The organism is Flavobacterium sp. N2550 (assembly GCF_025947265.1).
GTDB lineage: Bacteria > Bacteroidota > Bacteroidia > Flavobacteriales > Flavobacteriaceae > Flavobacterium > Flavobacterium endophyticum.
Genome location: NZ_CP110007.1, coordinates 2984229 through 3006942, shown reverse-complemented (window position 1 = coordinate 3006942; position 22714 = coordinate 2984229). Strand labels below are relative to the sequence as shown.

Genomic DNA, 22714 nt, shown 5'->3' with positions numbered 1-22714 from the left:
TTTTAGTTGTTCAGCATTACCGGCATTACAAGCATCGTTACTGTTTCGCCTTCTTCTAGTCCGTCAACAGGAGTAAGGATACCTGCTCTGTTAGGAAGAGACATTTCCAGCATGATTTCGTCTGATTGCAAGTTTGTCAGCATTTCGGTCAAGAAACGTGAATTGAAACCGATTTGCATATCGTCGCCTTGATAATCACAAGTCAAACGCTCTTCCGCTTTGTTTGAGTAATCGATATCTTCGGCAGAAATATTCAATTCTGCTCCAGCAATTTTCAAACGAATTTGGTGCGTAGTTTTATTTGAGAAAATCGCAACACGACGAACCGAGCTCAAGAATTGAGAACGGTCGATCATCAATTTGTTTGGATTTTCTTTTGGGATAACCGCTTCATAATTTGGATATTTTCCGTCAATCAATCGGCAAGTCAATACATAATTGTCAAAAGAGAAAGTAGCATTCGAATCGTTGTATTCGATTTTTACTTCTGCTTCAGAAGTTCCAAGAATACTTTTTAAGATATTCAATGGTTTCTTCGGCATGATAAAATCAGCCACTTGTGATGCTTTTACGTCAGTTCGCGCATACTTTACTAGTTTGTGAGCATCGGTTGCCACAAAAGTCAGTCCTTCTGGAGAGAACTGGAAAAATACCCCAGACATTACTGGACGCAAGTCATCGTTTCCAGCAGCAAAAATGGTCTTGCTTACAGCAGTTGCCAAAACGCCAGCAGGCACGATAGTAGAAGACGGATCATCAAGGTTTACAGATTTCGGGAATTCTTCGCCTGGAGCATAGGCCAAGGCATATTTACCAGAATTAGAACTGATTTCAATCGTGCTGTTTTCTTCCACCGTAAAAGTAAGCGGCTGCTCTGGAAAAGTTTTCAAGATTTCCAAAAGCAATTTTGCTGGAACAGCAACGCTTCCGGTACTCGTAGAATCGATTTCTAGCGTAGCAGACATTGTTGTTTCCAAATCGGATGCAGAAACAGTCAATTGATTATTATCCAATTCAAAAAGGAAATTATCTAAAATAGGCAAGGTGTTGCTACTATTGATAACGCTTCCTAAAACTTGCAATTGTTTTAATAAGTATGAACTCGATACTATAAACTTCATTTTCGTCTTTTATTTAATAAGGATTGTAAAACTACAAAATTTTACATTGCACAAATATATCTTAAACTAATTCTAAAACAAAACCAATTTATTAACATTATTTGCTATACGCACGCTTTCTGAGGTAGGTAAATAATAATCCAAAAATTGCGAGGATAAGAATTGGTAATCCAATAGTTATGAATTGGGTAAAAGTATAATTTTCTGTTACTTTCTTTTCATCAAGAAGCGGCAGTTCTACATTCTTGCCTCGGATGTTGATAAGTCCGTTGTCATCTAGCAGATAATTTATAGAATTCATCAGAAAATCTTTATTGCCATAAATCTGCTGTGTCCATTGGTCTAGACCATTCAAAAGCGGTTTTTTGTTGACATACGTATAGTTGATAATATCGCCATCGGCAATCACGATCATCTTGTTGTTTTTTCCTTCGTCAAGCGATTTGTCTGCCTTGAAAGGCTTCACCCGGTTTTTGAAAGCCGAAGTGAATTTTCCTTCTAATAAGACACCTAATGTTTGGTTCCCTTTTGAAAACTCGGCTTCATTTAGTTCTTCCATAAACTGGTGCAAGCTCATTTCAATTGGAGACCCGACAAGTTTTGATTCAGGAGAGCTTTTCAGCAATACTGTCTTCTTGATATTATTTTTTAGCGTATCGATCTGGTTGGCAAACTCTAGTTTTACCAAGTTCACATTTTTATTTATCGGATGGTTTTCTCCCGATTTTATGATAGGCGAATACAGCCAGTCGATAGGGAAGTCCCCATTTTCAGAACGCGCTGTAATTGGCGTGGATAACAAATCTTGAACCAAATTGTAATTGATACGGATACCGTATTTGAAAAACATATCGTCAAGATTTAGCTCTAGTGGATACGCCAAAGCGGACTGAGACTCATTCTGAAGATTGTCAATATCAGCCACGACTTTGTCGATAAGCCAGAGCGTCTTGCCGCCATTCATGATGTATTGATCTAGAATGTATTTTTCAGAATCTGTAAATGCTTCGGTTGGTTTGGCAATGATAGCTGCATCAAAATGAGCCAAATTCTGCATCGTCTTGTTTTGGTCATTGGCTAGCGAATCGAGATTGAATTCTCCAATCAGATAGTATTCCTTTAAGTTTAGGATAAAATCCGCCAGATATTTGTCGTTCATCTCGCCGTTGCCTTTTAATACAGCAATTTTTTTCTTTTCGGTCGTAGCCAGTTTTGTAAGAGCATCAGCAAAAGCAAACTCTAATAATTGTACAGATTTGCTGATATTTTCATCTGCATTATTTCCGAAGTTATTGATCAATAAAGGAACGCGGACAGACTTAGTACCGTAGTTCGCAATAGCCCACGGGAAAACCTGAATCATTGATTTTTTTCCGTTTTTGTTGCTTTGGATGTTGGTAGGAGAGAAGCCCAATCCCGACAATTCGGCAACAAATTGATCTGCTTTAGATTCGTCGGCCAAAGGATCCGTAAAATTAAAGATAATGTTAGAGTTATATGCTCTGAATTCTTCTAGCATCTGTCTTGTTTCTCCTTGCAGACGTTTAAATTCTGGTGGAAACTGTCCATCAAGAAATACGTCGATATACAACGGCTGATCGACTTTTTTGATCATGTCGAGCGTACTTTTCGACAGCGTATAGCGTTTGTCTTTGGTAAGGTCGAATCGCTTAAAAAAGAAGTTTCCGGCAATGTTTACCGCAATTACGGCTATGATGATAAGGCCGAGCTGCTGCAGGCTTTTTTTCTTAGAGGCTTTCATTACGATTTCAAAGATTTAAGTTTAAAAGCAGTAAAGGATAAGAACAATATCGTAATGCTTACAAAATAAAGAATATCTCGCGTATCCAATACGCCGCGGCTCATGCTTTTGAAATGATAATCCATTCCAATTGATGATACAACAAGGTCGAATCCTCCAGCATAAGTTGAAATTCCGTCAAATCCGAAATAGAACACAAAGCACAAAAGCACCGAAATTATAAATGCGACAATTTGGTTTTCAGAAAGCGTAGAAGTAAAAATTCCGATAGAAGTATAAGAAGCAATCAAGAATAATAACCCGAAATACGAACCTAAGGTACTTCCGAAATCTAAATTTCCTTCTGGATTTCCAAGATTGTAAACCATAATCACATAAATGAGAGTCGGAATAATAGCGATTACGATCAATAAGAACGCGCCAAAGAATTTTCCGTTTACGATTTCCCAAATGCTTAAAGGTTTTGTGAAAAGCAACTCAATAGTCCCTTGTTTTTTCTCATCCGAAAAACTTCGCATGGTTACGGCTGGAATAAGAAAAATCAAGATCCAGGGAGCTAACGTAAAAAACGGGCTCAAGTCTGCAAATCCCGAATTAGGAATATTAAAATCGCCTTCAAAAACCCAAAGGAAAAGTCCGTTGAGCAAGAGGAAAATAGCAATAACCAAATAACCGATCGGCGAACCGAAAAAGGATTTGATCTCTCGTAGTAAAATTGACTTCATTTATAACTTATAGTTTATAGTTGATAGTTGATAGTTGATAGTTGATAGTTGAATGTTTGAAGTGGGACAAGTTACGTCAAAAATCTAAAATCTAAAATCAAAAATTATTCAAGCGTTACCAGCTTATCCACGCTCCACGCTTCAGGTTTGTCGTTAAATAATTTCTTTGTAAATGTCCAGACGCTATCAAAAAGAGCCGATTTCCTATAGTTTTCCAGATCTTCTTCCGTCTCCCAATAGCTGTACGTAAAAAAAATGCTCTGATTGTTTTTATCTTGGTATAATTCTAGAAAACGGTTTCCTGGGGCATTTCGTATTTTTTCCTTCATCAATTCGAAATTTTCCAAGAAAGCAGGAATGTTTTCTTCATGGAAGGATAGTTTTACAATTCGTACGAACATAATGTTTGATATATGATTTATGAATTTTGATTTATGACTTTTTGTATGCTTAAAGCGTATTGCCTACAGCTTAAAGCTAAATAAAATTAATGCTTACGAAATCCCGATATTTCAATCCCAACAAACTTGAAGCGCCTCCAACAGAATTCGGGTTGCTGCGGTACATTGCGATTTCTAAAAAACCAGCTTCATTAAAAATGGCAAGTTCCTTTCCTTCGTAAAATTTCATGGAATTCTGCTCAAAATTAATAATCGAAGAATAATTCGGCAAGATGGTCTTTAATTTATAATTTTTAAAACTCACTTCGTATTTTCTTCCTTTTCCGATTTCGGTAAAAAGCTGCCTTGAAATATTCGTTACCACGTTGCCAAAATGGTCGATATAGATTGCATAGCCTTTAATAGAACTGCTGTCTTGACTGACAACAGCCTGTAATTCGGTTACTTCTTTTATCTTGGTAATTTCTTTTCCGATGACATTCAACAAGCCACCGCGTGCAACATGGCAAGCGACTGTTACAAAAACATCCATTGCTGTAGCATTAATGGCTAGCCTGTCGTGAATATTAATAGACACGATTTTCTGTGGAATGATCTTTTGCGTCAGCATACTTAGGATACCGTTATCGGCACAGATAAAATACTGGTCGTTCCATTGCATGGCAATATGCTGTGTTTCTTGGTGTAATTCAGAATCAACTCCTATTATATGTACAGTTCCTTTTGGAAAGCTAGAATACGAAGCTCCAATAATATAACTTGTCTCAGAAACATTGAACAAATCGATCTCGTGCGAAATGTCTACAATTTTAGCATCAGGATATTCAGAATAAATCTTGCCCTTTAAAGTACCGACAAAGTGGTCTTTGTATCCAAAATCGGTCGTAAGGGTAATTATTGACATAAAATTGTTTATAACATTAACGCCTAAGCGCCTAAATTTTTATTAAATTTGAGATATGCAAAGCTAACAAAATAGCCAGATAATTTTTTAATTTAATACTATAGCTTTTGAACGAAAGAACCATCGAACTCGTAGACATCGCGCCAAAAGATTTTTGGGGCGCTCAAGACTCTCATCTTGAAACCATTAGAAAATATTATCCTAAATTAAAGATTGTTGCCAGAGGAACTACGATTAAGGCTTTTGGAGAAAAAGAAGTTTTAGACGAGTTTGAAAACCGTTTCCAGCGATTGATGCTCCACTTCACACGCTACAATAATATTGACGATAACGTTATTGAAAGAGTGATTGAAGGAGGAAGCCAGCAAATCGAAAGAATGGGCGACCATGACAAAATCTTGGTTCATGGAGTAGGAGGAAAAATCATCAAGGCGATGACTCCAAACCAGCAGTTGCTCGTCGATACGATGAACAAGAACGATATGGTTTTTGCCGTTGGTCCCGCCGGGACAGGAAAAACCTATACAGGTGTTGCGATGGCAGTAAAAGCGCTGAAAGAAAAGCAGGTCAAAAGAATTATCTTGACGCGTCCGGCTGTTGAAGCTGGTGAAAACCTTGGATTTCTTCCTGGTGACATGAAAGAAAAGCTAGATCCGTATATGCAGCCTTTATATGATGCGCTACGAGACATGCTGCCGAATGAAAAACTCGAAGATTATATCCTAAAAGGAATTATTCAGATTGCACCTTTGGCTTTCATGCGCGGACGTACGCTCGACAATGCCTTCGTTATTCTCGATGAAGCGCAGAACACAACACACTCCCAGATGAAAATGTTCTTGACGCGTATGGGTAAGAATGCCAAATTCATGATTACTGGAGATCCCGGTCAGGTCGATTTGCCGAGAAGAACGATTTCTGGTTTGAAAGAAGCTCTTCTGGTGTTGAAAGATATTGACGGAATCGGCATCATCTATCTTGATGATAAAGATATCGTTCGTCATAGATTAGTTAAGAAAGTAATCGACGCCTATAAGCAGATTGAAAATCACGATTAAAGTAAATTTCTATAAATCATAAAAAAGACAGTTTCTAAAAAGCTGTCTTTTTTTGTTGTGATAAAAAGTAATTAGCTAAATTTGAGATTATTATACTTAAAATCAATAAACTATGAGCAAAATTACTTTATTACTTTTTACGTTTTTTATAGGAGGAATAGCCTCTTATGGGCAATATTCATGTGCCAATGCCATTCCTATAACAAGTGGCTTTACGCAACCTAATATTGTCACGCCAGGAGCAGGAAGTCCAGGATCTTGGGTAACATCTGCACCAAACTGCCAAGGAACAGGGGGTTTTAGCAGCACGCTAAGTTTTAACACGACTTGTTTTGATGATGTATTTATTTCTCAAGGTGATGATTATATGTTTAAATATACATCAGGACCAGTTGCAGGAGAAACAGCGTATTTTGAAATTCTTATCAAGACAGATTATATGGGCTTGATGGCTTTTTCTGATTGCAATGGAACAGTAATTTCAGGTTGTTTATCAGGAGCGTATTCAGGATCGTTTAACACTGAAACAGGAACTTTATCGGTTACGGTAACAAATCTAGCGGCAAATCAAACGATATATTTTGGTGTCGGAATTTGGGCCGATCCAAAAGTTTTAGATTTTGATGTGACCAACTTCACGGTAACACCCCCAGCATTAAGCACCGAGGATATAAGTCAAGATAAAGTGAAATTATTTCCTAATCCAGTTACAAACGTATTGAATATTTCTGGGCTAAAAGAAGTTTCTAATGTTGCCATCTATAACTTGTTGGGACAAGAAGTCATGAGAAAAATGGATATTGATGGAGATAAACAAGTAGATGTTTCAAGCCTTTCGCGAGGAACCTATTTAGTAAAGATAAATACGAATTCAAAAACTGAAACTTACAAAATCATAAAAGAATAGCTGTAAGCGTTCTGTTTCATAAGCTTAGTCCAAGATATTCCGTAGGGTTTATCTTGGGCTTTTTGATTATGACTGATTGGAATTAACAAAGAACCTAACCTTTCCGATAAACTTAGTGAAACTTTGTTGCTTCTTTTGTGTATCTCTGCGAAACAAATTACTTTTGTATCTTTCAAACAACAACACAACAACCAAAAAAATGAGTAATACCATAACCGCTACCAATTTCAATTTTCCAGGCCAAAAATCAGTATACAGAGGAAAAGTCCGTGAAGTATACAATATCAACGACGAGCTTCTTGTAATGGTTGCTACGGATAGGCTTTCTGCTTTCGACGTAGTCTTGCCAAAAGGAATTCCATACAAAGGACAAATCCTGAATCAGATTGCAACCCGATTCATGGAAATGACTTCACATCTTGTACCCAATTGGCTAATCGCCACGCCCGACCCGAACGTTGCTATAGGTCATTTATGCGAGCCGTTTAAAGTCGAAATGGTAATTCGCGGCTATCTTTCAGGCCATGCAGCAAGAGAATATGCGGCAGGAAAAAGAATAATCTGTGGCGTAGAAATGCCAGAAGGATTAAAAGAAAATGATAAGTTTCCAGAACCGATTATCACGCCTACGACAAAAGCTGACAATGGAGAACATGATGAAGATATTTCTAAAGAAGCAATTCTTGAAAGAGGAATCGTTTCTGAGCTAGATTACGAAGTATTGGAGAATTATACCCGAGTATTGTATAATAAAGGTACGCAGATTGCGGCAGATAGAGGATTGATTTTAGTAGATACCAAATACGAATTCGGTAAGACCAAAGAGGGCAAAATCGTTTTGATAGATGAAATACATACGCCAGATTCTTCTCGCTACTTTTACAAAGAAGGATATGAAGAAAGACAGGAGCGAGGCGAGGCCCAGAAACAATTGTCGAAAGAATTCGTAAGACAGTGGCTTATCGCTAATGGGTTTCAAGGTAAGGAAGGACAGCAAATTCCAGAAATGACAGAAGGCTATATTGAATCGGTTTCAGAAAGATATATCGAGCTATACGAAAACATTCTAGGAGAAAAATTTTTCAAGGCAGACGTTTCCAACATAGATGAACGTATCGAAAAAAATGTATTGGACTTTCTGAACAAATAATCTAACACAATCATAATTCTATAATAACCACGCTTTGCGTGTTTTTTTTGTTCTTTGTAACAGCAAAAGAAGCAATTAGTTAACTGAAATGTTAAAGTTATGTTATAAAAAAATAATGCTGTAACAAAAGATAAAGTTCGTCGTCTATTCTATACAATCAAATCAAAAAATAATTTAAAACACAATCATCATGAAAAAATCAATCGTTTATTTAGGAATTGCATTACTTGCATTTGGAAATGTTGCTATCGCAGCAAACACTGAAACCGGCCTAACAGAAAAAATTGCTGTTGTAAGCAAAAGTGTAAACCCTTTATGTCAAGCTATCGCTAAAGGCGATGTTGACACCGTAAAAAAAATGATCCAGTTTGGAACAGATGTTAATGCAACATCAAACGGAATGACTCCATTAATGTTTGCTGCACGTTATAACAAAGTAGAAATCGTACAACTGCTTTTGCAAAACGGAGCCAGAGTAAACACAAAAGACGAAAAAGGATTTACAGCATTAAAACATGCAGAATTATCAAATGCTACTGAAGCAGCTGAACTTATAAAAGCCCACAAAAAAGCTTAACAAATCATCAATCAGAATAAAGTCCCGCTATCTCATCAATAACGGGACTTTTGTTTTAGTAAGTTTTCTTATTTTCCGAAATAAGTAAAAGTTTCATCACTTTCGATTTTAAGCAAAGACTCGTAGATAAGCTGAATCACATTTTCGACATCCTCGCGGTGAACCATCTCAACAGTCGTGTGCATATAACGCAACGGAAGAGAAATCAAAGCAGAAGCAACACCGCCATTACTGTAAGCAAAAGCATCGGTATCGGTACCTGTAACTCTAGAAGAAGCCAGCCTTTGAAAAGGAATTTTCTTCTCTTCAGCCGTATTTATAATTAGCTCTCTCAGGTTGTTTTGAACAGCAGGAGCATAAGTTACCACAGGTCCTTTCCCGATTTGAGTATCACCTTCAATTTTTTTGTCGATCATCGGAGTAGTAGAATCATGGCAGACATCAGTAACGATAGCAACATTAGGCCTGATTGTTTTAGTAATCATTTCTGCACCGCGCAATCCTACTTCTTCTTGAACGGAGTTAGTAATGTATAATCCAAAAGGCAATTTCTTTTTGTTTTCATGAAGCAGTCGGGCTACTTCAGCAATCATAAAGCCACCCATTCTGTTGTCAATCGCTCGGCAAACAAATTTATTTTCGTTTAAGACCATGAATTCGTCAGGATACGTAATTACGCAACCAACATGAACGCCTAATTTTTCAACCTCTTCTTTGGTTTCGCATCCACAATCAATAAAAATATTATCGATTCGCGCCGCTTCCTCTTTCCCGCGATTTCTAGTGTGGATAGCAGGCCATCCAAAAACACCTTTCACGATTCCATTTTTGGTATGAATATTGACGCGCTTTGAAGGAGCAATCATATGATCAGAACCGCCATTTCGGATAACATAAATAAGACCATTATCAGTAATATAATTAACATACCAAGAAATTTCATCGGCATGCCCTTCAATGACAACTTTGTACTGGGCATCAGGATTGATAATTCCGACAGCGGTACCATAAGTATCGGTAAGAAAAGTATCGACGTATGGCTTTAGGTAATCCATCCAGATTTTTTGTCCGTTCGATTCGTATCCGGTCGGTGAAGCATTGTTTAAGTAGTTTTCCAAAAAGGTCAAAGACGACTTTTTTAATATAGATTTTGATGCCATAATTTATTTTTTCGCTAAAATATAAATTTGAAATAACAGTTATCCATATATTATATAATTTTACACAACAAACAGTCAATTTAATGAAAGCTATATACTATTTCTCTATCCTGTTCTTTTTATCCAATGCGCTGCAGGCACAAGTTGATAAAAACGATGAGTATTTGAACGAGCCGGATACGATCAAGGTCGTGCAGCTCGATGAAGTACTTATATTAAAAGGAGAAGTTGACGAAGAAAGCAAGAAGAACTTTCTGGTTTTGCAACGAAGAGTCCAGCGAGTCTATCCGTATGCGAAAACTGCGGCGGACAGATTGGTCGCATTAGATAAAGGAATGGCCAAGTTGAAAACTGAGAAAGAGAAAAAGAAATATTTCAAGATTGTAGAGAAGTATCTCGAAAACGAATTTGAAGGCCAACTGAAAAAGCTGTCCCGAAGAGACGGACAGATATTGGTGAAGTTGATTCATAGGCAAACGGGTTCTACTACCTTCGATCTGATTAAAGAGCAAAAAAGTGGCTGGAAAGCTTTCTGGGCAAACAAGACGGCTCGAGTTTTTAGCATAAACCTAAAGACGCAGTACAATCCTTATAATGTAGCCGAAGATTTTCTTATCGAAACCATATTAGTAAGAGCTTTTGAAGAAGGCAGGCTTCCCAAACAAAAACCAGGCATCAATATAAACTATCAAGAACTTTCTAAATCATGGAATGAGAAAGTAGCAAAATCTAAAACATAATACATACTATAATATATATGTATAAGGGCAATCTAAAGATAGGTTGCCTTTTTTAGTTGCTAGTTTTTATTGTTCAATAATCAGAACCGAACTTAAATATGTCAAAATAGTAGGTTGCAGTTTAGTTTCCCGACGTTTTTCATCTTCCTTCGGATGCTTCCTGCCTAATATTTCTGCCTTTTCCGGCACAGAAGCCGCTGGCCGTTCCGGCTTCTCCGGCCCTTTTTCAGGGAGCGCACGCGCGGCTTCGCCGTTTCCTTCCTGCGGAGCCGAAAAAACTTCGGTTTCCATAAAACTGTGTTCCAGCGCATTGCGAAAAACTTTAAAAAAAAGTATGCTGAAAGTTTGGAAAAGCGGAAAAAGGGGCTACTTTTGCACCCGCAATCAAGCAACGTTCCTACCGAGTACTGAAACAGAAGGCCTGAAAAAAAATCCGAAAAAGATTTGCAGGAAACGGAAAAGGGTCATATCTTTGCCGTCCGCAAAACACCGATCGGAAGGGGCCGGAAGGGCCGGAGAAAAAAAGATTCAAAATTTTTTTCAAAAGTCTTGCAGGTTCGGAAAATAATCGTACTTTTGCACCCGCTTCGAGAGAGGCGAAAGAATAGAAGAACACGTTCATAGACATATTGGATTGACAGCAGTTTCGGCAGCGATGCCGGAGCTAAAAAAGAGAGAGCGGCGCGGTCTTTAGATAAGACCCGCAACAAAGCTGAGATTCGTCGAAATTATTAAAATATACGATGAAGAGTTTGATCCTGGCTCAGGATGAACGCTAGCGGCAGGCCTAACACATGCAAGTCGAGGGGTAGATGTCTTCGGATATCGAGACCGGCGCACGGGTGCGTAACGCGTATGCAACCTGCCTTCCACAAAGGGATAGCCCAGAGAAATTTGGATTAATACCTTATAGTATATCGACCCGGCATCGGGATGGTATTAAAGATTTATCGGTGGAAGATGGGCATGCGTCCCATTAGCTTGTTGGTAAGGTAACGGCTTACCAAGGCAATGATGGGTAGGGGTCCTGAGAGGGAGATCCCCCACACTGGTACTGAGACACGGACCAGACTCCTACGGGAGGCAGCAGTGAGGAATATTGGACAATGGGCGCAAGCCTGATCCAGCCATGCCGCGTGCAGGATGACGGTCCTATGGATTGTAAACTGCTTTTATACGGGAAGAAACCCTGGCTCGTGAGCCAGACTGACGGTACCGTAGGAATAAGGATCGGCTAACTCCGTGCCAGCAGCCGCGGTAATACGGAGGATCCAAGCGTTATCCGGAATCATTGGGTTTAAAGGGTCCGTAGGCGGCCCCGTAAGTCAGTGGTGAAATCTCCCGGCTCAACCGGGAAATTGCCATTGATACTGCAGGGCTTGAATTATTGGGAAGTAACTAGAATATGTAGTGTAGCGGTGAAATGCTTAGATATTACATGGAATACCGATTGCGAAGGCAGGTTACTATCAATACATTGACGCTGATGGACGAAAGCGTGGGTAGCGAACAGGATTAGATACCCTGGTAGTCCACGCCGTAAACGATGGATACTAGCTGTTCGGGGCAACCTGAGTGGCTAAGCGAAAGTGATAAGTATCCCACCTGGGGAGTACGTTCGCAAGAATGAAACTCAAAGGAATTGACGGGGGCCCGCACAAGCGGTGGAGCATGTGGTTTAATTCGATGATACGCGAGGAACCTTACCAGGGCTTAAATGTGGCCTGACAGGACCGGAAACGGTTTTTCCTTCGGGCAGGTCACAAGGTGCTGCATGGTTGTCGTCAGCTCGTGCCGTGAGGTGTCAGGTTAAGTCCTATAACGAGCGCAACCCCTGTCGTTAGTTGCCAGCGAGTCATGTCGGGAACTCTAACGAGACTGCCAGTGCAAACTGAGAGGAAGGTGGGGATGACGTCAAATCATCACGGCCCTTACGCCCTGGGCTACACACGTGCTACAATGGACGGTACAGAGAGCAGCCACTGGGCGACCAGGAGCGAATCTACAAAACCGTTCACAGTTCGGATCGGAGTCTGCAACTCGACTCCGTGAAGCTGGAATCGCTAGTAATCGGATATCAGCCATGATCCGGTGAATACGTTCCCGGGCCTTGTACACACCGCCCGTCAAGCCATGGAAGCTGGGGGTGCCTGAAGTCGGTGACCGCAAGGAGCTGCCTAGGGTAAAACCGGTAACTGGGGCTAAGTCGTAACAAGGTAGCCGTACCGGAAGGTGCGGCTGGAACACCTCCTTTCTAGAGAAAGACGCAAATCTCGCTGCGGGGGCCATCATGGTCCGCCTGCTCTCGCTGTTGGTTCAAAAATATTAAAGAAAAGCAATAAAACAGAGTCTCGTAGCTCAGCTGGTTAGAGTACTACACTGATAATGTAGGGGTCGGCAGTTCGAGTCTGCCCGGGACTACTTTTTTAAGGCTTTGATAGGAAATTTTAGAAGTATGAGTACGAATTACGCATTAATTCAAGATTCAACATTCATAATTTAAGATTAGAGATGGGGGATTAGCTCAGCTGGCTAGAGCGCCTGCCTTGCACGCAGGAGGTCATCGGTTCGACTCCGATATTCTCCACTTTTCCGGAAGGAAAAAAGTTCATTGACATATTGGGATAAGAAAACATTTAAAAAGTAGAAAGCATTCTTCTGATTTATCAGAAGAGAAAGCGCAATAAGCAAAATAAGGGCGCATGGGGGATGCCTAGGCTCTCAGAGGCGAAGAAGGACGTGATAAGCTGCGAAAAGCTGCGGGGACGGGCACACACCGATCGATCCGCAGGTATCCGAATGGGGCAACCCACTATGCTGAAGGCATAGTACTCCGATAGGAGGGCGAACCCGCTGAACTGAAACATCTAAGTAGGCGGAGGAGAAGAAAACAAAAGTGATTCCGTAAGTAGTGGCGAGCGAACGCGGATTAGCCCAAACCAGGCATGTTACGGCATACCTGGGGTTGTAGGACCGCGACATTTTATGCAAGAAGAACCGGAAGCGACTGGAAAGTCGCGCCATAGAGGGTGACAGCCCCGTACGGGCAATGATTGTAATAGATAGCGGTATCCTGAGTAGGGCGGGGCACGTGAAACCCTGTCTGAATCCGGCGGGACCATCCGCCAAGGCTAAATACTCCTGAGAGACCGATAGTGAACCAGTACCGTGAGGGAAAGGTGAAAAGAACCGTGAATAACGGAGTGAAACAGATCCTGAAACCATGCGCCTACAAGCGGTCGGAGCCCTTTAGTGGGGTGACGGCGTGCCTTTTGCATAATGAGCCTACGAGTTAACGTTGCCGGCAAGGATAAGTGGTTCAGCCACGGATCCGTAGCGAAAGCGAGTCTGAATAGGGCGCCATAGTCGGCAGTGTTAGACGCGAAACCGTGTGATCTACCCATGGGCAGGATGAAGCTGTGGTAACACACAGTGGAGGTCCGAACCGGTTGTCGTTGAAAAGACTTCGGATGACCTGTGGGTAGGGGTGAAAGGCCAATCAAACTCGGAAATAGCTCGTACTCCCCGAAATGCATTTAGGTGCAGCGTTATGCGTAAAGTTATACAGAGGTAGAGCTACTGATTGGATGCGGGGGCTTCACCGCCTACCAATTCCTGACAAACTCCGAATGCTGTATAATGTTTCATAACAGTGAGGGCTTGGGTGCTAAGGTCCAAGTCCGAGAGGGAAAGAACCCAGACCATCAGCTAAGGTCCCCAAATATATGCTAAGTTGAAAGAACGAGGTTTGTCTGCCCAGACAGCTAGGATGTTGGCTTGGAAGCAGCCATTCATTTAAAGAGTGCGTAACAGCTCACTAGTCGAGCGGACGAGCATGGATAATAATCGGGCATAAGCATATTACCGAAGCTATGGATTTGCAATTTATTGCAAGTGGTAGGGGAGCATTCTGGCTGGGGCGAAGGTGTATCGTAAGGTATGCTGGACCGACCAGAAAAGAAAATGTAGGCATAAGTAACGATAATGCGGGCGAGAAACCCGCACACCGAAAGACTAAGGTTTCCTCAGCTATGCTAATCAGCTGAGGGTTAGTCGGGTCCTAAGGCGAACCCGAAAGGGACAGTCGATGGCCAACGGGTTAATATTCCCGTACTTCTTATAATTGTGATGGGGCGACGGAGTGATGAAAGCACCGCGAACTGACGGAATAGTTCGTTGAAGCACCTAGCTATATTTCCTATAGGCAAATCCGTAGGGAATGGCGAAATGCGATAGTACGCGGAGTCTTCGGACAAAGCGATAGTGTGCCTAAGGGCTTCCAAGAAAAACCTCTAAACTTAGATTATAAGAACCCGTACCGTAAACCGACACAGGTAGTCGAGGAGAGAATCCTAAGGTGCTCGAGAGATTCATGGCTAAGGAATTAGGCAAAATAGACCTGTAACTTCGGGAGAAAGGTCGCCAGCGCAAGCTGGCCGCAGTGAAGAGGTCCAGGCGACTGTTTATCAAAAACACAGGGCTCTGCAAAATCGTAAGATGAAGTATAGGGCCTGACACCTGCCCGGTGCTGGAAGGTTAAGAGGAGATGTTATCTTCGGAGAAGCATTGAATTGAAGCCCCAGTAAACGGCGGCCGTAACTATAACGGTCCTAAGGTAGCGAAATTCCTTGTCGGGTAAGTTCCGACCTGCACGAATGGTGTAACGATCTGGACACTGTCTCAGCCATGAGCTCGGTGAAATTGTAGTATCGGTGAAGATGCCGATTACCCGCAGTGGGACGAAAAGACCCTGTGCACCTTTACTATAGCTTAGTATTGACTTTGGACAAGTGATGTGTAGGATAGGTGGGAGACTTCGATCCTGCGTCGCCAGGCGTAGGTTAGTCATTGTTGAAATACCACCCTTTGCTTGTCTGAAGCCTAACCCCGCGCTGCGGGGGACATTGCTTGGTGGGTAGTTTGACTGGGGTGGTCGCCTCCAAAAGAGTAACGGAGGCTTCTAAAGGTTCCCTCAGCACGCTTGGTAACCGTGCGCAGAGTGCAATGGCATAAGGGAGCTTGACTGAGAGACATACAGGTCGATCAGGTACGAAAGTAGAGCATAGTGATCCGGTGGTTCCGCATGGAAGGGCCATCGCTCAAAGGATAAAAGGTACGCCGGGGATAACAGGCTGATCTCCCCCAAGAGCTCATATCGACGGGGGGGTTTGGCACCTCGATGTCGGCTCGTCACATCCTGGGGCTGGAGAAGGTCCCAAGGGTTGGGCTGTTCGCCCATTAAAGTGGCACGCGAGCTGGGTTCAGAACGTCGTGAGACAGTTCGGTCTCTATCTACTGCGGGCGCAAGAAATTTGAGTGGATCTGATTCTAGTACGAGAGGACCGAATTGGACCGACCGCTGGTGTATCTGTTGTCCCGCCAGGGGCATCGCAGAGTAGCTACGTCGGGAAGGGATAAGCGCTGAAAGCATATAAGCGCGAAACCCACCACAAGATGAGATTTCTTTTAAGGGTCGTGGGAGATGACCACGTCGATAGGCTGCAGGTGTAAAGGCAGTAATGTCATAGCCGAGCAGTACTAATAACCCGTAAGCTTATGCGCGATTTTCCTGCCCTCCGGGGCAGGAAGAAACTTTCTTATAAAACTTAAAAATGTATTTTATCCCAGTATGCCAAGATATTGCCATGGTATCCGTAAAAAGAGGCCATGGACATGCCGCCCGACGGCAAGAATGATCCAAGGTGGTTATTGCGGCGGGGCTCACCTCTTCCCATCCCGAACAGAGAAGTTAAGCCCGCCTGCGCAGATGGTACTGCAATCCTGTGGGAGAGTATGTCGCCGCCTTCCTTTGAAAGAGTCCTTACGATATGTAAGGACTCTTTTTTTTTGCATATATGCAAGGCATCTTAATCAAATTGGCGTTAACTACTAAAGTTTGTTTAAAATTCTTTTACTACTATAATGAATGAACTAACTTTATTATAACAACACAAAAATTATAGTTATGAAAAAGTTATTTTGTTTATCGATAATGTACCTTGGTATAGGAATCTGTATACCAACTGAAGCTAAAGCAACTGAGAAATCAGCTATGGTAGTATCACAAGAAAAAGAATACAAGAAGATAACACCAGAAGAGGTTAATAAAGAGGCTCTTATGAATATAAAAGCTAAATATGGCGATTATCAAATTGTGGAAGCTGCTGTGGCAGCAGATGGAGAATATAAATTAGTATTAAAAAAAGACAATGCTTCACTAACAGCATTATTTACTTCTGCTGGAGATTTAATAAAAATATTATAATAAAAAAGGCGGTCAATTTTGACCGCCTTTTTTATTTTTATAAAACTCACATACAGAGTTCATTATGCATTCACTGTGTTTTGGATTTGTTGGCCTGCACGTTTCTCTACCTAAAAAGGAGATGGCAAGACCAGCTTCAGACCACATCGATTTTGGCAAGACTTCCATCATTTCTTTTTCAATTTTGTCTGCGTCTTTTGATTTGGCAATTCCTAATCTTGGCGCTACCCTGACAACATGCAGATCGGCCATAATACCTTCGGGGGCTGCCCCAGCTTCTCTCATGATTACATTGGCTGATTTTCTGCCTATACCTTTTAATGCTGTCAATTCCTTCATTGTCAGAGGTATATTCTTGTCTTGTTTTATGTTTTCTGCAATCTCAAGAAGCCATTTAAGTTTATTTCCGTGAAAGCGAACTTCTTCTATATAAGGTAATAGTGACTTTTCATCTGCTTCTGCTAGGGACTTCATGTTCGGAAATGCCTTGAATAATTCCGGGGCAATTTTGTTAATATGAGCGTCGCTATCTTGCGCAGATAAAACTACCATGACCAATAATTGATACAGATTTTTATAGTCAAGAGGATGTTTCTTGTCCTTATACTTTACAATTAATGGCTTAAGGGCTGCGGCCCAGTCGGTCGACTCATTAAATAAATCCATCTTTTACTCTTTGAAATCAATAGATAGTGAGTTTACGCAGTAGCGTTGCCCTGTTTCTGTAGGACCATCGTCAAAAACATGGCCTAAATGACTGCCACAGTTGGCACATAAAATTTCGGTTCGTAACATTCCATGAGAAGTATCTTTTATATATTCTACTTTTCCAGGAATCGATTCATCAAAAGAAGGCCAGCCACAATGGGCATCGAATTTCGAGTCGCTTTTAAACAGTGGCTCTCCGCAGGCACCGCAGCAGTAGGTTCCTTTTTCAAAAAGCAAGTTGTATTTTCCAGAATGTGGAAATTCTGTTCCTTTTTGACGTAATATTTTATAACGCTCTAAGCCTAATTGGGCTTTCCATTCCTCTTCGGTTTTGTTTATCGGATATTCTTTCATGGCATTATTTTTTAGCAGGTTCAAATTTTATAGAAACTGAATTTGTACAGAAACGCTTTCCTGTTGTTTCTTTCGGGCCGTCATCAAAAACATGTCCTAGATGGCCGCCACATTTTGCGCACATGACTTCAGTTCTTGTCATTCCAAAACTCGTATCTTCTTTATATATTACCGAGCCTTTTATGGCTTGATCGAAAGAAGGCCATCCACAATCGGAGTCAAATTTTGCATCAGAATTAAAAAGCACGTTTCCACAGGCGGCACAGACATATTTGCCTTTTTCAAAATGGTTATAATATTTGCCAGTAAAGGCTCTTTCTGTGCCTTTTTTACGAAGGACTTCATATTGTTCTGGTGTCAATTCTTTTTTCCATTCGGCATCTGTCTTTTGGATTTTTGCAGCAGGTTCGTTTTTCGCAACCTCTTTTTTCTCTTGGCTTTGGCAGGATAAAAAGGTAAAAAGAGAAATTAATAGAAGGATGTAATTTTTCATAGTTTTTATTTTAAAAAGTCTGTAATTTTTTTAATGACTTTTGCATCGCCTAATATTTTACGATGGCCAAGTCCCTCGGTAATGACCAATTCGCTTTCTTTTAGATTTTCATTAATGTGATAGGCAGCCTTGACAGGAACATCCTCATCGTCTTTATCATGAAGTACTAAAACCGGAATTGAGACTTCCCTTGCTGCTACATACGCACAAAAGCTGTCCATGGTTTCTCCAATTTTCTTTTCGAAACTAGCTTTCATCTTTTTACTTATAGCAATATTCATTCCTAATTTTTCTACAAAATCATCCATAATATCTTCCACAATATCACCACTTCCAATGATGACTGCTTTTTTTACTTTCAGTCCTCTTTTTATAGAATTGAGGATCGACATGCCCCCTAAAGAATGTCCGATTGCGAATTCAAAAGGGCCGAAATTCTTCTCCAATTCTAAAATACTGGCTATAAATTCAGTCATATTGCTCGTCTTTCCTGGAGACTTTCCATGAGCAGGCGCATCGAAGCTGATGGTTGTATAGCCTAACTTCAGCATTTCGTCCGCTATTTTTACCAGCTGTGTGCCTCTTCCAGACCAACCATGGACGAGCAAGATTTTTTTATCGCTTTTCCCATAGCTATAAACGACTATTTCTTTTTCAATGCTTGAAATTGTTACGTTTTGCTGTAGCGAATTCTTGTCCATTTCGATTTCTCTTTTGGGCAGCTTGTATTTTACGGGTGATGTAAATAATTTTGCCGCAAATTTCATCGCTAATTTTGAAGAAGTAACTTCCAATAATTTAGCGGTAATCAAAATCGACTTTGGTATTTTTAAGGTTTGTTGATGTATTTTCGGTTGATCAGACATAAGGCAAAATTTTTATGCAAGTTATTACTTCTGCTAAAGTTTATTAAATTTAGGAATCATAAATTAAACATAAAAGACATTTGTACTATTAATCAATTTGTTAGGTTTAAAGTCCGTTTTTATATAGCGCTTGATAGAAATATTGTTAGTATCTTAACAACAAATAAAGATTTCTTCGAAACTAATGTCGAAGTAAATTAGTAAATTTGAGTATAACCAATTAAATTGATTCTTATGAAAAGAAGATATCTGATACTACCGATTGCTATTTTTGGTATTGTTTATTCCTGTGCAACAAATCCTTTTACGGGTAAGAGTACGTTGGCATTGGTTCCCGATTCGCAAATTCTTCCATCGGCATTTCAGCAATATAGCGCCTTTCTAAAGGAGAATAAGGTAATTACAGGAACAGCTGATGCGCAAAGAGTAACTACTGTAGGTACAAAAATTAAAAATGCAGCCGAAAAATATTTGAACGCTAACGGCTATAAAGGGTATTTGAAAGATTACCAATGGGAATATAAATTGGTCGATAGCAAAGAAGTAAATGCGTGGTGTATGCCAGGAGGAAAAATTGTCTTTTATACTGGAATTCTTCCGATCACAAAAGACGAAACAGGCATGGCTGTTGTTATGGGGCATGAAGTCGCCCATGCACTATTAAATCATGGCCAGCAAAGAATGAGTGCCGATGTCTTGCAGCAATTAGGAGCTGCGGGTGTAGGAGCTGCTGTCGGCAACCAAACTGAAGCTACGCAGAAAATTGCAATGCAGGCCTATGGGGTAGGAACGCAATACGGAGTGACCCTGCCTTTTAGCAGAAGCCATGAGAGTGAAGCAGATAAAGTCGGACTGACATTAATGGCAATAGCAGGCTACAATCCAGACCAGTCGGTTGCTTTTTGGGAAAGAATGGCTGCTAATTCAGGAGGCAGTGCGCCGCCAGAGTTTATGAGTACTCACCCGTCAAATTCCACAAGAATTGCCAACCTGAAAGCCTTGATTCCACAAGCCAAAGCTGAAGCGGCAAAATACGGCGTGACATTTAAATAAAAGATAATCTCGATTAGATAAAAAAATAATATCTTCGAAGCTGTTCTCACGAGCAGCTTTTTTTATACCTAAAAACAAACTTATGCAAACAGCTTTACCAAAAGGAAGTAAAAAACTAATGAACGCTTGGGCGTTTTATGATTGGGCAAATTCGGTATATACCTTGGTTATTGCTTCAGCGATCTTTCCTATTTATTATGGAGCTCTTTTTAAAATTAAAGGAGATATTTATATTGATGTTTTTGGAACTACGCTCAAAAACTCGGCATTAATTAGTTTTGTCACGGCGGCAGCATTTTTAGTTGTTTCTTTTATTTCGCCGTTGCTTTCCGGAATTTCAGACTATGTCGGAAATAAAAAAACCTTCCTGCAATTTTTCTGCTATTTAGGTGCTTTTTCGTGTATTGGCCTGTATTGGTTTGATTTGAGTCAGATTTATATCAGCTTGACTTTCTATTTCTTCGGCTTGATCGGTTTTTGGGGAAGCTTGGTTTTTTATAATTCATATTTACCTGATGTCGCTTTTCCAGAACAGCAAGACAAATTGAGTGCTAGAGGCTATTCATTAGGATATATAGGAAGCGTCGTCTTATTAGTGGTTAATTTAGCCATGGTCATGAAGCCAGAATTATTTGGAATCACTGGTACAGAAGGTGAAGCAGCCATGAAAGCCATGCGCTACTGCTTTATTTCTGTTGGAGCTTGGTGGATTATATTTGCGCAGTATTCATTTTACTATCTGCCGAAAGGAAATAATGAAAATAAAATCACGAAATCTGTTTTCTTCAACGGCTTTAAGGAATTACGAAAAGTATGGAATTTGTTGGGAGAGAATCTTACTCTAAAAAAATACCTTTATAGTTTCTTTGTCTACAGCATGGCAGTCCAAACCTTTATGCTTGCGGCTACTTATTTTGGAGAACAAGAAGTTAATTGGGAAACCGATTCACAAAGAACCTCAGGATTAATCATTTGTATACTATTGATTCAATTAGTTGCAGTGGCAGGAGCTATACTAACTTCGAGAGCAGCGCTTAAATTCGGAAATATCCGTACATTGATATTTATAAATTTTATATGGATTACACTCTGTGGTGCAGCTTATCTTATCGAGACTCCAAACCAGTTTTATGTTGTAGCCAGCTTTGTGGGATTGGTTATGGGCGGTATCCAGTCTTTATCGAGATCTACCTATTCGAAATTACTGCCAGAAACAAAAGATACGACCTCGTTTTTTAGCTTTTATGATGTAGCCGAAAAAATAGGGATCGTAATTGGAATGGGAATCTTTGCGGCTATTGATCAAATTACAGGAAGCATGCGAAATGCTATCGTTTTTCTAGCCATATTTTTTATTACAGGAGTAGTTCTTTTATTTAGAGTGCCAAAAAGATAGCCCCGAAAGAATAAAAATATATATTATGCGTTTCAAATAAAAAAATTATATTTGGAAACCTAATTAAACCTAACAAAAATAGAATGAGCAAATTAAAATTTTTAGCTGCTTTTGCGCTAATTTTCACAGCCTTTAACTTCACTTCATGTGATAATGAGCCATTAGACAGCGCTATAGACCCGAATGAAGGAGGCGAAACAGAAGAAGCATTATTTAAAGCTGATTTTGATGGGCAAACATTTTCAACAACCACAACTATGGCTTATATTTCTGGCGGTTCTATAATTATTGGTGCCTACAGATCTAATGGAGAAAATTTTTCAATGATTCTGGATGGTACTGTTACAGGAACTTATCCTGCAAACGATAATCTTATAACGTACACACCACCAGGAAGCGAGTACGGATTTATCGGATCGCATCCGACTGATGAAAATGCGGATACAGGCTCTGTTATCATTACTTCTATTAACACTACGGATCGTACCATTTCTGGAACATTTACTTTTACAGGCTACTGGAGCGATGAAAGTACGACTGTGGCTCCGAAAACATTCAGTAATGGAGTATTTACGAATATCCCATACACTACAACCAATCCGACTGGCGATACTTTTGATGCGACTTTGAACAGTCTGCCGTTTAATGATACAGACATCCTCACAAGTGAAATATCGGTTGGCGGACAAGATTTTATTTCTGTGGCTGCAGAAAATAATGCTGGACAAAGCATTACTGTAAGCATGAGATCGAACTTGACGGCAGGTACTTATACCATAACAGGAAACATAGCGACTGATGTTGTTCAAGTTAATTTTAAACCTGAGAGTGCCAGCTTTGGAACACCGGCAACGAGCGGTTCTGTTACTATAATTGAGAAAACAGCAACCAGAATTAAAGCTACATTTACAGGAACCGTAGTTATCGGTGCTGTTACCTATCAAATTACAAATGGAGCTTTTGATGTTGAGTATTAATAAGTCATGTCAACATCTATAATATAAAATCCCGATTCATTCGGGATTTTTTTATGGCATAAAGATTGATTTTATATAAACGAAGCCAATAAATTCG

At 40.4% G+C, this 22714-nt stretch carries 20 protein-coding genes, 2 tRNA genes and 3 rRNA genes; 14 read left to right on the top strand and 11 right to left on the bottom strand.

Features of this window, described 5'->3' with window-relative positions; translation table 11 throughout:
- Positions 1-2: 2 nt before the first annotated feature.
- The 5 genes from dnaN to OLM56_RS13260 all read right to left on the bottom strand — a co-directional run bounded on the left by dnaN (position 3) and on the right by OLM56_RS13260 (position 4913).
- Entirely contained in the window at positions 3-1121 is a 1119-nt protein-coding gene (gene dnaN / locus OLM56_RS13280) for a DNA polymerase III subunit beta (RefSeq protein ID WP_121377620.1), read from the bottom strand.
- Between the two features lie 97 nt (positions 1122-1218).
- A complete protein-coding gene (gene gldG / locus OLM56_RS13275; RefSeq protein ID WP_264527291.1) occupies positions 1219-2883 on the bottom strand; it encodes a gliding motility-associated ABC transporter substrate-binding protein GldG in 1665 nt (554 codons plus the stop codon).
- Positions 2883-3608, bottom strand: coding sequence for a gliding motility-associated ABC transporter permease subunit GldF (gene gldF / locus OLM56_RS13270; RefSeq protein ID WP_264527290.1), 726 nt, complete (start codon positions 3606-3608; stop codon positions 2883-2885). The genes gldG and gldF overlap by 1 nt, the downstream gene beginning before the upstream one ends.
- A 104-nt stretch (positions 3609-3712) precedes the next feature.
- Positions 3713-4009: a putative quinol monooxygenase gene (locus OLM56_RS13265; RefSeq protein WP_264527289.1), complete on the bottom strand. Its 297-nt coding sequence runs from the start codon at positions 4007-4009 to the stop codon at positions 3713-3715.
- A gap of 76 nt (positions 4010-4085) precedes the next feature.
- Positions 4086-4913 carry an S-adenosyl-l-methionine hydroxide adenosyltransferase family protein gene (locus tag OLM56_RS13260; protein WP_264527288.1) on the bottom strand — a complete coding sequence of 276 codons (828 nt, stop codon included), beginning with the start codon at positions 4911-4913 and terminating at the stop codon, positions 4086-4088.
- Between the two features lie 107 nt (positions 4914-5020).
- Here OLM56_RS13260 and OLM56_RS13255 point away from each other — a divergent pair, with 107 nt between their 5' ends.
- The 4 genes from OLM56_RS13255 to OLM56_RS13240 all read left to right on the top strand — a co-directional run bounded on the left by OLM56_RS13255 (position 5021) and on the right by OLM56_RS13240 (position 8605).
- Complete coding sequence (locus tag OLM56_RS13255) at positions 5021-5971, top strand: PhoH family protein (protein ID WP_121377625.1); 951 nt, start codon at positions 5021-5023, stop codon at positions 5969-5971.
- Between the two features lie 112 nt (positions 5972-6083).
- Positions 6084-6878, top strand: a complete 795-nt coding sequence (locus tag OLM56_RS13250; RefSeq protein WP_264527287.1) for a T9SS type A sorting domain-containing protein — start codon at positions 6084-6086, stop codon at positions 6876-6878.
- Positions 6879-7077: 199 nt separating this feature from the next.
- A complete protein-coding gene (locus OLM56_RS13245) occupies positions 7078-8028 on the top strand; it encodes a phosphoribosylaminoimidazolesuccinocarboxamide synthase (RefSeq protein WP_264527286.1) in 951 nt (316 codons plus the stop codon).
- Between the two features lie 190 nt (positions 8029-8218).
- Positions 8219-8605, top strand: a complete 387-nt coding sequence (locus OLM56_RS13240) for an ankyrin repeat domain-containing protein (RefSeq protein ID WP_121377628.1) — start codon at positions 8219-8221, stop codon at positions 8603-8605.
- 68 nt (positions 8606-8673) lie between these two features.
- On the opposite strand, the gene OLM56_RS13235 is transcribed toward OLM56_RS13240, so the two are convergent.
- Positions 8674-9765, bottom strand: coding sequence for a M42 family metallopeptidase (locus tag OLM56_RS13235; protein ID WP_121377629.1), 1092 nt, complete (start codon positions 9763-9765; stop codon positions 8674-8676).
- An 83-nt stretch (positions 9766-9848) separates the two neighbouring features.
- Between OLM56_RS13235 and OLM56_RS13230 the strand changes: the two genes are divergently transcribed.
- Positions 9849-10505: a DUF4294 domain-containing protein gene (locus tag OLM56_RS13230; RefSeq protein ID WP_121377630.1), complete on the top strand. Its 657-nt coding sequence runs from the start codon at positions 9849-9851 to the stop codon at positions 10503-10505.
- Between the two features lie 66 nt (positions 10506-10571).
- Here the strand turns inward: OLM56_RS13230 and OLM56_RS13225 are convergent, their stop codons facing one another.
- The gene (locus tag OLM56_RS13225) at positions 10572-10796 is read right to left on the bottom strand and encodes a hypothetical protein (RefSeq protein WP_264527285.1); all 225 of its coding nucleotides are present in this window, start codon (positions 10794-10796) and stop codon (positions 10572-10574) included.
- 449 nt (positions 10797-11245) lie between these two features.
- On the opposite strand from OLM56_RS13225, the gene OLM56_RS13220 reads away from it, so the two are divergent.
- The 6 genes from OLM56_RS13220 to OLM56_RS13195 all read left to right on the top strand — a co-directional run bounded on the left by OLM56_RS13220 (position 11246) and on the right by OLM56_RS13195 (position 16770).
- Positions 11246-12759: ribosomal RNA gene (locus OLM56_RS13220) — 16S ribosomal RNA — on the top strand.
- Between the two features lie 93 nt (positions 12760-12852).
- Positions 12853-12926 (top strand) — tRNA-Ile (locus tag OLM56_RS13215).
- A gap of 92 nt (positions 12927-13018) precedes the next feature.
- Positions 13019-13092, top strand: a tRNA-Ala gene (locus OLM56_RS13210).
- A 93-nt stretch (positions 13093-13185) separates the two neighbouring features.
- Positions 13186-16067 (top strand): 23S ribosomal RNA (locus OLM56_RS13205).
- Between the two features lie 136 nt (positions 16068-16203).
- A 5S ribosomal RNA gene (rrf, locus tag OLM56_RS13200) occupies positions 16204-16313 on the top strand.
- Together the 16S, 23S and 5S rRNA genes with 2 tRNA genes alongside form the textbook arrangement of a ribosomal RNA operon.
- Before the next feature lie 157 nt (positions 16314-16470).
- Complete coding sequence (locus OLM56_RS13195) at positions 16471-16770, top strand: hypothetical protein (RefSeq protein WP_264527284.1); 300 nt, start codon at positions 16471-16473, stop codon at positions 16768-16770.
- A gap of 12 nt (positions 16771-16782) precedes the next feature.
- Here the strand turns inward: OLM56_RS13195 and OLM56_RS13190 are convergent, their stop codons facing one another.
- The 4 genes from OLM56_RS13190 to OLM56_RS13175 are packed head-to-tail and all read right to left on the bottom strand — an operon-like array spanning position 16783 to position 19191.
- A complete protein-coding gene (locus OLM56_RS13190; protein ID WP_264527283.1) occupies positions 16783-17436 on the bottom strand; it encodes an endonuclease III domain-containing protein in 654 nt (217 codons plus the stop codon).
- A 3-nt stretch (positions 17437-17439) separates the two neighbouring features.
- On the bottom strand, positions 17440-17832 hold the full coding sequence (msrB, locus tag OLM56_RS13185; RefSeq protein ID WP_182494289.1) for a peptide-methionine (R)-S-oxide reductase MsrB: 393 nt from the start codon (positions 17830-17832) through the stop codon (positions 17440-17442).
- A gap of 4 nt (positions 17833-17836) precedes the next feature.
- Entirely contained in the window at positions 17837-18325 is a 489-nt protein-coding gene (msrB, locus tag OLM56_RS13180) for a peptide-methionine (R)-S-oxide reductase MsrB (RefSeq protein ID WP_182494290.1), read from the bottom strand.
- 5 nt (positions 18326-18330) lie between these two features.
- Positions 18331-19191 carry an alpha/beta fold hydrolase gene (locus OLM56_RS13175; protein WP_264527282.1) on the bottom strand — a complete coding sequence of 287 codons (861 nt, stop codon included), beginning with the start codon at positions 19189-19191 and terminating at the stop codon, positions 18331-18333.
- Positions 19192-19425: 234 nt separating this feature from the next.
- Here OLM56_RS13175 and OLM56_RS13170 point away from each other — a divergent pair, with 234 nt between their 5' ends.
- From OLM56_RS13170 to OLM56_RS13160, 3 genes are all read left to right on the top strand, one after another.
- Positions 19426-20244: a M48 family metallopeptidase gene (locus tag OLM56_RS13170; RefSeq protein WP_121377221.1), complete on the top strand. Its 819-nt coding sequence runs from the start codon at positions 19426-19428 to the stop codon at positions 20242-20244.
- An 82-nt stretch (positions 20245-20326) separates the two neighbouring features.
- Positions 20327-21640, top strand: a complete 1314-nt coding sequence (locus OLM56_RS13165) for an MFS transporter (RefSeq protein WP_182494293.1) — start codon at positions 20327-20329, stop codon at positions 21638-21640.
- A gap of 83 nt (positions 21641-21723) precedes the next feature.
- The gene (locus tag OLM56_RS13160) at positions 21724-22617 is read left to right on the top strand and encodes a DUF6252 family protein (protein WP_264527281.1); all 894 of its coding nucleotides are present in this window, start codon (positions 21724-21726) and stop codon (positions 22615-22617) included.
- The last annotated feature ends 97 nt before the right edge of the window (positions 22618-22714 follow it).

Bases quoted from the DNA above. Each gene is read 5' to 3' on its own strand.
- OLM56_RS13190 (WP_264527283.1), bottom strand. From the start codon at position 17,436: ATGGATTTATTTAATGAGTCGACCGACTGGGCCGCAGCCCTTAAGCCA.
- dnaN (WP_121377620.1), bottom strand. From the start codon at position 1,121: ATGAAGTTTATAGTATCGAGTTCATACTTATTAAAACAATTGCAAGTT.
- OLM56_RS13195 (WP_264527284.1), top strand. From the start codon at position 16,471: ATGAAAAAGTTATTTTGTTTATCGATAATGTACCTTGGTATAGGAATC.
- OLM56_RS13230 (WP_121377630.1), top strand. From the start codon at position 9,849: ATGAAAGCTATATACTATTTCTCTATCCTGTTCTTTTTATCCAATGCG.
- gldF (WP_264527290.1), bottom strand. From the start codon at position 3,608: ATGAAGTCAATTTTACTACGAGAGATCAAATCCTTTTTCGGTTCGCCG.
- msrB (WP_182494289.1), bottom strand. From the start codon at position 17,832: ATGAAAGAATATCCGATAAACAAAACCGAAGAGGAATGGAAAGCCCAA.
- OLM56_RS13265 (WP_264527289.1), bottom strand. From the start codon at position 4,009: ATGTTCGTACGAATTGTAAAACTATCCTTCCATGAAGAAAACATTCCT.
- OLM56_RS13260 (WP_264527288.1), bottom strand. From the start codon at position 4,913: ATGTCAATAATTACCCTTACGACCGATTTTGGATACAAAGACCACTTT.
- OLM56_RS13250 (WP_264527287.1), top strand. From the start codon at position 6,084: ATGAGCAAAATTACTTTATTACTTTTTACGTTTTTTATAGGAGGAATA.
- OLM56_RS13225 (WP_264527285.1), bottom strand. From the start codon at position 10,796: ATGGAAACCGAAGTTTTTTCGGCTCCGCAGGAAGGAAACGGCGAAGCC.
- gldG (WP_264527291.1), bottom strand. From the start codon at position 2,883: ATGAAAGCCTCTAAGAAAAAAAGCCTGCAGCAGCTCGGCCTTATCATC.
- OLM56_RS13235 (WP_121377629.1), bottom strand. From the start codon at position 9,765: ATGGCATCAAAATCTATATTAAAAAAGTCGTCTTTGACCTTTTTGGAA.
- OLM56_RS13165 (WP_182494293.1), top strand. From the start codon at position 20,327: ATGCAAACAGCTTTACCAAAAGGAAGTAAAAAACTAATGAACGCTTGG.
- OLM56_RS13245 (WP_264527286.1), top strand. From the start codon at position 7,078: ATGAGTAATACCATAACCGCTACCAATTTCAATTTTCCAGGCCAAAAA.
- OLM56_RS13175 (WP_264527282.1), bottom strand. From the start codon at position 19,191: ATGTCTGATCAACCGAAAATACATCAACAAACCTTAAAAATACCAAAG.
- OLM56_RS13240 (WP_121377628.1), top strand. From the start codon at position 8,219: ATGAAAAAATCAATCGTTTATTTAGGAATTGCATTACTTGCATTTGGA.
- OLM56_RS13160 (WP_264527281.1), top strand. From the start codon at position 21,724: ATGAGCAAATTAAAATTTTTAGCTGCTTTTGCGCTAATTTTCACAGCC.
- msrB (WP_182494290.1), bottom strand. From the start codon at position 18,325: ATGAAAAATTACATCCTTCTATTAATTTCTCTTTTTACCTTTTTATCC.
- OLM56_RS13170 (WP_121377221.1), top strand. From the start codon at position 19,426: ATGAAAAGAAGATATCTGATACTACCGATTGCTATTTTTGGTATTGTT.